Source organism: Siphonobacter sp. (assembly GCF_048595215.1).
In the GTDB taxonomy this organism is placed as follows: Bacteria; Bacteroidota; Bacteroidia; order Cytophagales; family Spirosomataceae; genus Siphonobacter.
Window position 1 is genome coordinate 1 of record NZ_JBMDWJ010000118.1, and the last position, 9404, is coordinate 9404.

Below are 9404 nucleotides of genomic sequence, written 5' to 3' on the forward strand. Positions count from 1 at the left end.
ACAGGAACGTTGAAAATAACCCCAGCACGCCCATAGTCAGCAGCGTAAAGAGGATGATGAGTTTATTACGGATCAACATGTGAAAGAGGCTTTCCCTGAGCCATAAGGCAGAAAGTCGTAAATCCGTACGCAACAGACTTACGACTTTCCTAGTAGAATATAAAAACGTTTAGAGACAACTATACGCCCTCTTCCCGCAGCACGTAACCCATACCAATGACGGTATGAATGAGCCGCTGAGAAAAGTCTTTATCGACTTTCTTACGCAGGAAGTTAATGTATACCTCAATGGTATTGGTACCCGTATCGAAATGGAGATCCCAGACTTTTTCGGCAATATCCACCCGAGAAACGACCCTTCCCCGGTTTCGCATCAGGTACTCGAGCAAACTGAATTCCTTCGCAGTAAGATCGATTCGCTTGCCACCGCGGCGGGCTACTTTTTCTTCCAGATCCAGCTCCAGATCGGCGACCTGCAGTACGTGCTGCGTCATCGGACCCGCCTGACTCCGGCGATGCAGCGAACGCAGACGAGCCAATAACTCCCGGAATTCAAAGGGTTTTACCAGATAATCATCCGCTCCTGAATCGAGGCCGGTGACTTTGTCCTCCAGTTCGCCCAGTGCCGTCAGCATGAGCACGGGAGTATTGATTCCTTCGTTTCGGATTTTCTTGACTAAGTCAAAGCCATTCACGTAAGGCAAATTGACGTCCAGAATAATCACATCAAAAGAATCGTTCAAGGCCATTTTCTGACCAATTAATCCATCGTAGGCAACTTGTGCTTCAAAGGCCTCCGCTTCCAATCCTCGTTTGACAAAAGCCGCCAATTTAGGTTCATCCTCTACGATTAGTACTTTCATCGGTATCGTTGGTACATTTTCTTCCCGGAAAGTAGCAATATTTTGATAGAGCATCATCCGTTTCTGCTATTTATTGATTGAATGCATTTAGTAACAGCGAAACCAGTGACCCGATTAGCTTACATTTAATCCAGTCGCTGGTTTGTATTCGTTCCGTGAAAGGTGTTGCTCATCCCATAGCTTCGCTTTCACGTACGGTTCTGGTAATACCTTTTCGTCCTTTAAATGGAGGGCGAAAAACTCTAGTATCTCCCTTCGTTAGTCTTTATTAAAAGTCATTCCGACGGCTTAAGATAAACCGTTCTACTTTCTGAACTGCCAGGTGATAATTCGCCTTTAGGGCTCCTACCGACGTTCCCGTTTGGGTAGCAATTTCTTCGTAGGGTAATTCTTTAAAGTACCGCAGACGGAAAACCATCTGCTGTTTTTCGGGTAGAGCGTCAATGGCCTGCTTAAGCCAAATGGTCACTTCTTCGCCGTTCCAGGTCGTATCTACGTCGGCAAATACGGGTCGGTTTTCCATCAGCTCCGTATCCGCCGGAATGCCCACCTGATGCTTTTGTCGGCGTAAAAAGTTCAGAGCTTCGTGCGTCGCAATGCGATACATCCAGCTAAACAGTTGGGAATCACCCCGAAAATTGGGTAATCCCTGCCATATCTTGAGTAGGGCGTCCTGCGTAACATCGCGGGCATCTTCCGGATCGCGAACGTAGCGGCGGATGTGGTAATTCAGTTTACGCTCGTATACTTTCACGATGGCATTGAAGGTACCGAAACGATTTTCAGGCTGGAAAGTGACCGTTTGCATAAGAATAGGCGATTGATAGCCGATTGACTGGGTCAAAGTTCCGCTCTAAGCGTTAAGGAGGATTTAAATCAGTATTAAATCGCTATTAAAGTCCGTCTGGAACAACTTTAGTACAAGCCAAGGCTTTATTAAAACCAATCCCTACCATGAAAGCAGCAGTATTAGAATCATACGGTTCCGCCGATCAGTTCAAAATCAAGGAAGTATCTACCCCTGATTTCAAAGAAGGGCAAATTCTTATTCGTAATGAAGCCTCATCGGTTAATCCAGTTGACGCACTGGTACGGTCGGGTACGCTGAAACTGGCTTCCGGTTTATTCGGCCCCCAAATCATTGGCAGCGATTTCAGTGGTACGGTCGTAGCTACCAAATCTCAGAAGTTTAAAATTGGCGATCAGGTATTTGGACACGTCAGCCCTATCACGGGCGGAGCGTACGCTGAATACGTAGCCGTGGACGACAACGTTGCGGTATTGAAGCCAGAAAATATTTCGTATGAAGAAGCCGGCTCCCTGTCGCTGGTCGCTATGACGGCCTGGCAGGGGCTCGTCGATGAAGGAAAAATTGAAGCGGGCGATCATGTACTCATCAATGGCTGTACCGGTGGCGTAGGGAGCATAGCCGTACAAGTGGCTAAAAGCTGGGGAGCAACGGTCACGGGTTTGTGCAGCGGAAAAAATGTGGAAATCGCCCGTGAATTAGGTTGCGATTCGGTCATTGATTATGAGAAGGAAACCATTCCGCCCACTGAAAAATACGACCTCATTTTTGATGCGTCGGGCAAGTTCTCGTTTTCCGAAGTAAAAACTCATTTAAAAGATGACGCCTATTACGTAACCACGCGGCCCGAAGCTAAAGACTTCGGCAGTGCCGTAGAAACGGGCATCGACCTACTGTTCCGAAAGCAAATGAAAATGTTTATGGCCAAACCCAATGCAGAGGATTTGGAAAAAATCAAATTGCTCCTGGAAGACGGACACCTCAAACCATTGGTAGCTTACACCTTTCCACTGGAACAAATTGCCCAGGCTCACCACAAACTCGAAGAAGGAAATTTTGTGGGGAAAGTGGCGATAAAAGTTAGTTAATTTTCAGTTTACAGCGGTCTCCGCCGCGGTTTTCGGTTTTGTATTAATTGTAAAGGATAACTAGCCAGTTACCCTGATTTATGGTCGGGGTAACTGGCTAATTATCCTTTGTTGCGTCTAAAACGCTAAACCTTCAACAGCCACTGAAAACAGTAAACCGAAAACTGCAAACTAAACTTACTTGCTGTATTTCTCCGAGAATGTGCGGTACAAGCGTTTCTGTTTATCATCCAGGTTGATGGATTTGCCCTGTACATAGGCCTGCTCCACTTTCGCCGTCCGCATATCCAGAATGTCTCCTGCGGAAACGATCAGGGTTGCGTGTTTGCCTTTTTCCAGGGAACCAACTACTTTATCGATACCGAGAATTTTGGCGTTGTTGAGCGTAACCAGCTTCAGAGCTTCTTCGGGCGTCATGCCGTGACCACCCACTGTACCCGCCAGAAAAGGTAGGTTCCGCGTACGCCAGTTGAGTCCGACGTAACCCAAACCTACCGTCAAACCTTTCTGACTGAGCAGATAGGGTAATTTATAGGGTAAATCCGTGTCGTCGTCCGTACGGTTGGGTAGCCGGTGCGTGGTATTGACGATAATCGACACATTGTTTTCTTTCAGGAAATCAGCCGCCATGAGTGATTCTTCGCCCCCAATGATGACTACATTCTTCACACCTTTGGCTTTCGCAAAGCGTACGGCTTCAATGATTTCCTTGCCGTAATCAGCGGCGATGTACAGGTTTTTTGACCCATCAAACAGGCCCCGCATGGCTTCCAGCTTCATATTCACGGGATCATTGGACGGAACCTGAGCATAGGCAATGGCATCGCCGAAAAACTTTTCCAGCTCCCGGAACTGCTCTTCACGACGATCGTTTTTACCTACGCTGAAAGAGCCTGTCTCGAAGTTGTAGCCCCGGCGGAAATAACCCGGCCAGTTGAGATGCACGCCGTCGTCTTTTTTCAGTACGGCATCTTCCCAGTTCCAGCCGTCGAGCTGCATGACCGAAGACATTCCGGAGATTACGCCACCCACGGGCGTGGCCTGCGTAAGCAGTATACCATTGCCGCGAACGGTCGGAATTACTTCGGAATCGGTATTGTAGGCAATCAAAGCCCGAACGTTAGGCGTGTAATCGCCCACTTCTTCCTGATCGTTGGTCGCCCGTACGGAGGCAATTTCCACCAACCCTAGCTGATTAGAGGGCGAAATCAGACCGGGATACACGTGTTTCCCCGTTACCGAAATGCTTTGCGTACCCGCGGGTAGACTCGGCGTACCGCTGCCGACGTACGTAATTTTCCCCTTTTCAAAAACGACGGTCCCGTTCTGGATGACCTCGCCCGTACCGACGTGAATGGTACCACCCGTCAGAGCGATGGGATTCGTCTGGGGCTTGGCCGCCGCCTCGTTTTGAGCCTGAGCCGTTTGCAATAAAGCACTGAACGCCAGTACTGTGAATAGTATTTTCTTCATATAAAGATCGTTGGAAAGTGACGTTTGAGGTTTAAGCGGGTTTTAATACGTTTCAAGTTTGAATATGTTTCAGGTTTGAATAACATACATCCTTCGCACCTTCCTGTAACCCCGCTCCCATCTCAAACTTTCTTCAACCTATTTCAAACCTACTTAAACTTCAAACCCTCTTAAACCCAATTTCAAACCTCAAACTAGTTTTAAAAACCGCAAGAACCATCGCAGTTAAACTGACCGAAGAAACGCATGTGGCCTTCTTCTTCCGACAAACCACCGAGCGTATTGCAATGGAAGTGACGCGGACGCTGTACCGTCGGGCGTTGCGTAGCCGCACCGCTGGCTTTGGCCGTCAGCAACTTCTGGATCAGACGGTTACGTTCTGTATCGATTTCTTTCCGCAGCGTTTTGTCTTTTTCGATGTCAAAATAAATCGCTCCTTCAATGATGGTCTTTTCGGGTTTAGCATATACCGACAACGGGTTGTTATTCCAGAGTACTACATCGGCGTCCTTACCGGCCTTAATACTACCCAGACGGTTCTCGAGGTGCATCATTTTGGCGGGATTCAGGGTCACCATTTTCCAGGCTTCTTCTTCGGAAACACCGCCATACAGTACCGTTTTAGCTGCTTCCTGATTCAGACGACGGGCCATTTCGGCGTCATCCGAATTGATGGCCGTATTCACGCCCACTTTGGAAAGCATCGCGGCGTTGTACGGAATGGCGTCTTTCACCTCCATTTTGTACGCCCACCAGTCGGAGAACGTCGAACCATTTGCTCCGTGGCTTTTCATCTTGTCGGCTACTTTGTATCCTTCCAGAATGTGCGTAAACGTGTTGATAGTAAAGCCCAGCGAATCAGCTACTTTCATCAGCATATTGATCTCTGACTGTACGTACGAGTGGCAGGTAATGAACCGTTTCTTGTTCAGAATTTCCACCAAGGCATCGAGTTCCAGATCACGACGGGGAGCCGTCATACTGGCCTTTTTGGAAGATCCATTGTATTCTTTCCACTCCTTTTCGTAAGCCTTCGCTCGGATGAAGGCATCCATCATGACCTGCTCCACGCCCATGCGAGTTTGCGGGAAGCGTACGCGGGCAACATCGCCCCAGTTGGCCTGCTTCACGTTCTCACCTAGGGCAAATTTGATAAACTGAGCTTCGGGAATCAGCAGGTTTTCGGGCGTTTCACCCCATTTCAGCTTGATGACCGCCGATTGCCCACCAATACAGTTAGCCGAACCGTGCAACAGTTGCGAGGACGTTACACCACCCGCCAACTGACGGTAAATGTTCACGTCCTCCGAGTTGACTACGTCGCCCATCCGTACTTCCGAAGTGACGGACTGCGTACCTTCATTCACCGAGTACAGACCAATGTGCGAGTGCTCGTCGAAAATTCCGGTAGTGAGGTGCTTGCCCGTACCGTCAATCACTTTCGCACCCGAGGGAGTAGAAAGGCTCTTGCCTACGCGGGCAATCTTGCCGTTTTGCAACAGCACGTCCGTATTCGGTACGATTCCATCTTTTTCATTCGTCCAGACCGTGGCGTTCTTGATCAGAATCGTTTCGGCTTTGGGTTTCTGTTCGGCCCCATACGCCGTAAAGGGGAAAATCAGCTTGCCCATCGGAGCCGTAGCTTTACGAGCCGAATCCGGACGAGGACGTCCCACGGGCGGAGCCGAACGGTACGTCGCCACAAACGTCAACGGATTACCCGCCGCATCGAAGCCATCGCCTTTGATGTTTTTGCCATCGTAGTACGCCGCGATCCGGTTTTCACCCGAATCCTGTTTGTTGAGCTTGAACGAAAGGGTTAGCAAATCGCCCTGACGGGTCACTTTTGGCGTCACCTTTGCCGTATCTACCAGAATCTGATACGTTGGTTTGTCGGTCGTACCCGTAATGTTCAATTTCAGGTTTTGACGTGACCCTACGGCAAGATCATACGAGCCCCGGAAATCGCTGGCGTTCATATCCGTTACGATGTAGCGATTTCCTTTCACCCAGTTTTCGTATAGCGTATTCGATTCACTGAACAGACTACCCGAAGAAATCAGGAAGTTCGCCAGCATACCCGGTTTCAAACTACCCACCATATCGTCCACTTTCATCAACTGAGCGGGTACGGAAGTTAGAGCTGCTAAGGCTGCTTTCTCATCCAGGCCGGCTTCAATGGCTTTACGAATGTTGGCTATGAAGTCGGCTTTGTTGCGTAATCCTGATGAAGTGAAGCTAAACGTGATGCCTTCTTTCGCCAGTAGACCCGCGTTGGCGGGAGCCATTTCCCAATGTTTCATCGCGGCTAAATCGACCACGCTGGCATCGAAGGGATCTTCTACATCCAAAGCCGTTGGGTACGTTACGGGCAGAATCAGCGATAGGCCCGTTGCCTTGATTTCGGGCAGTCGCTGATACTCATCGCCGCTACCTTTGATGATGTAATTCACGCCGAACTCTTTTCCGATTTTCGCCGTACGCAAGACGCCCAGCTTGTCGGTTACTTCAAAAACCTGCGGTAAGGACTGGTTCTGGTTGAAGGCTTCCAACGAAAGGTTTGTTTCCGTCTTGCCTTTCAGACCTTTGTACCACTGAGCGTCGTAATACGTCTGACGAATCAGGGCTACCGAACCCATGAGTGAGTTGGGGTAATCCTGCGTCGAGGTTCCTTTGGAATACGAATAATGAGCCGAAACGTTGCCTTTCAGTAATGCTTCCTGATCGCGACCGTCGAGCAGGGCCACCAGTGCGGACGTCCCCCGAACGATTCCGTCCTGGGAATGCGTGATGGCGGAGCCAAAACCGATTTTACGTAATTCAGCGGCTTCTTTAGCATCCGTAGTAAATACTTCTGCGGCCTTCAGTTCCGGCAGTACCGCCTGATTCCAGCCAAAAGCTCCTTTCTTTTTGGATTCCATCTGCGGTGTTCCGCGACCCATCCGGCCCGCTTCACGCTTCACTTCAGGCATCCCGTAGGCGGCATAGCCTTCCACGAACGAAGGATAAATCCGCTTGCCTTTCAGATCAATGACCTGCGTACCCGCCGGAATTTTCACGTCTTTTCCTACGGCTTCGATCAACGCCCCTTTGATGAGCAGCGTAGCTCCTTCCAGCGTAGTCTGGGCATTGGTCACAATGGTTGCATTCGTAAAAGCGACCCGATTGGGGCGGTCGTCCTGAACGCCATTCGTGGGGAATGTTGGCGTTTGAGCCATGCTTCGGACGCCGCAAAGGACGAGGCATAGCCAGAAAAGTACTCGTTTCTTCATGGGAAGATGAAGGATGTTGATGTGGAAAATGATACAAAAATCAAAGATAACCTTCTTACTAAAAGACAAAAGAAAGACTATCTAAACCGACGACGAGTAAAAGAAAAGTTGCGACGTCAGACAGAAGTCCTAATTTTCGTACTATTTTATATAGAAAAACCAAATTTGAGTTGGTATTGAATGCTTTGTTTCCTAAACCTTCTTCAACACAGCTGATCTACATTCGGCAAACTGCATCCGTGACGTCCCTTTCCTTTTCAATCGAATACCCCAGTTCAATTGGATTAGCTCCGTAGGCAGTACCGGGTAAACCAAACGAACCGACGGATTCTATTCCATCGGTTCGCTTAATAATTTCCACGCACCCTGTACTCTCAGACCATACTTGTCCGGATGTACTCCTGGCAAGTCATGAAAGAGGCTCCCTGCTTTTGTAGTGTCTGAATCAACTTTTCGAGTCGGTTCAGCAAAGCTTCTCCATCGACTCGTTTTACGTACCCAGGCAATTGATACGCCTGTATATCCGTGAATTCCCAGGGATGAAAGTATAACATCAGGACCTTACGTTTTTGCAAAGTCCGCAAAGCCCAGTACCGAAACAGAGCCGGGGGTAGGTTTTTGAACGATAGCCAAAATAAGGGCAATCGCAACAGGGGCGTCGTAGAACTGGGCAATTCGATCAGCCCATCCCGCAGGTGCGGTTGCGGATTTTCATGCAGCAGATTGTACCGTCCGGGCAAGTACGTCGGATTGACGGATGCATCGTACTGAAATCCGTACGTTAGTAATTTCCCCCGATCAAAGGGCTGTAGTCGGGGCATACGAAAACCCGTGACCGGCTGCCCCGTCAGTTCTTCCAGAATTTCCCTGGATTGCCGGATATCATCCATCTCAAAGATGTGCCGGGGCGAATGGTACAAAGCGTGCGAAGCGATTTCATGATCGCGGGCCACCGCCTGTAATAAGTCCGGATTGACCCGGGCGTAGTGACCGGTCGTGAAAAAAGTAGCTTTAATGTTGTACGCCTTCAGCAAGGTCAATAAGGCCTCGGTTCCTCGTCGGGTCACTTCCATCTGCTCCGAATCGGGTACGGTCTGACCGTACTCCTCGGGAATATCGAATTCTTCGAGATCAAAAGTCAGCGTAACCGCCTGCATACGTTTCAGAGGAATGGTTGGTACGAATGGATGGCTGCGGAATCGGTTCTCCACGGCGATGGGCATAGATCCAGACTAAATTCAGCAACTCACGCCAAATGGTTTTACTGGAAAAATCCGTAAAAACCAGGTTTGGTTCGGGCTGTACGGGAATGGATTGAATTTCCACCTTTTTCCGCATCAACTTAGACATATACTCGATTTCGAATACAAACGAATTGGTTTGCGTCAGGAGTAAATCCTGTAACACTTCGCGTTTCAACGCTTTAATACCCGCTTGCGTATCCTTTGTTTTGGGGGATAACAGCAAACTATTCAGCATTTTGAGGCCGTACGAAATAACTTTTCGCTTCAGCGGCAATTGTTTGAAGTAACTTTTCGTGCGGGCTCCGTACACGAACTGACAGCTTGGATTATCGTGCAAGAGCGAAACCATTTGTACGATGGGTTCAATGCCAAAGGGAAAATCAAGGTCGGTATACACAATGAATTCGCCGTGCGAATACGCTGCCCCCTTCCGAATGCAGGAACCTTTGCCTTCATTCACCGGGTGATTTAGAAAGGTGATTCCTTCTTCTTGGGTAATGCGATTGACTTCTTCCGCTTGCAAACGGGTGGAACCGTCATTGGAAAGGATAAACTCAAGTTCGTACGCTGGTAAAACTGCCCGCAGTTCCTGCATACGTTTCAGAATCAGATCACTCCAGCCACGGGCCGGATTATAGCACGGGAGAACGATACTG

The 9404-nt window shown here is 49.0% G+C and carries 7 protein-coding genes; 1 reads left to right on the forward strand and 6 read right to left on the reverse strand.

Annotated features, from left to right (window positions below; genetic code table 11):
* Positions 1–179: 179 nt before the first annotated feature.
* The gene (locus ACOJTG_RS06965) at positions 180–863 is read right to left on the reverse strand and encodes a response regulator transcription factor (protein ID WP_104713794.1); all 684 of its coding nucleotides are present in this window, start codon (positions 861–863) and stop codon (positions 180–182) included.
* Positions 864–1131: 268 nt separating this feature from the next.
* Positions 1132–1671: an RNA polymerase sigma factor gene (locus tag ACOJTG_RS06970; protein ID WP_094808259.1), complete on the reverse strand. Its 540-nt coding sequence runs from the start codon at positions 1669–1671 to the stop codon at positions 1132–1134.
* A 146-nt stretch (positions 1672–1817) separates the two neighbouring features.
* Between ACOJTG_RS06970 and ACOJTG_RS06975 the strand changes: the two genes are divergently transcribed.
* Positions 1818–2759, forward strand: a complete 942-nt coding sequence (locus tag ACOJTG_RS06975) for an NAD(P)-dependent alcohol dehydrogenase (RefSeq protein ID WP_420153141.1) — start codon at positions 1818–1820, stop codon at positions 2757–2759.
* A 177-nt stretch (positions 2760–2936) separates the two neighbouring features.
* Here ACOJTG_RS06975 and ACOJTG_RS06980 read toward each other — a convergent pair whose 3' ends face one another.
* The 4 genes from ACOJTG_RS06980 to ACOJTG_RS06995 all read right to left on the reverse strand — a co-directional run.
* Positions 2937–4232 (reverse strand): amidohydrolase family protein, encoded by a 1296-nt coding sequence (locus tag ACOJTG_RS06980; protein ID WP_420153142.1) that lies wholly within the window; start codon positions 4230–4232, stop codon positions 2937–2939.
* A gap of 200 nt (positions 4233–4432) precedes the next feature.
* On the reverse strand, positions 4433–7504 hold the full coding sequence (locus ACOJTG_RS06985) for an amidohydrolase family protein (RefSeq protein WP_420153143.1): 3072 nt from the start codon (positions 7502–7504) through the stop codon (positions 4433–4435).
* A 374-nt stretch (positions 7505–7878) separates the two neighbouring features.
* Complete coding sequence (locus ACOJTG_RS06990) at positions 7879–8661, reverse strand: polysaccharide deacetylase family protein (protein ID WP_420153144.1); 783 nt, start codon at positions 8659–8661, stop codon at positions 7879–7881.
* The coding region (locus ACOJTG_RS06995; protein ID WP_420153145.1) for a glycosyltransferase family 2 protein at positions 8636–9404 on the reverse strand (769 nt) is incomplete at its 5' end. The genes ACOJTG_RS06990 and ACOJTG_RS06995, both read right to left, overlap by 26 nt.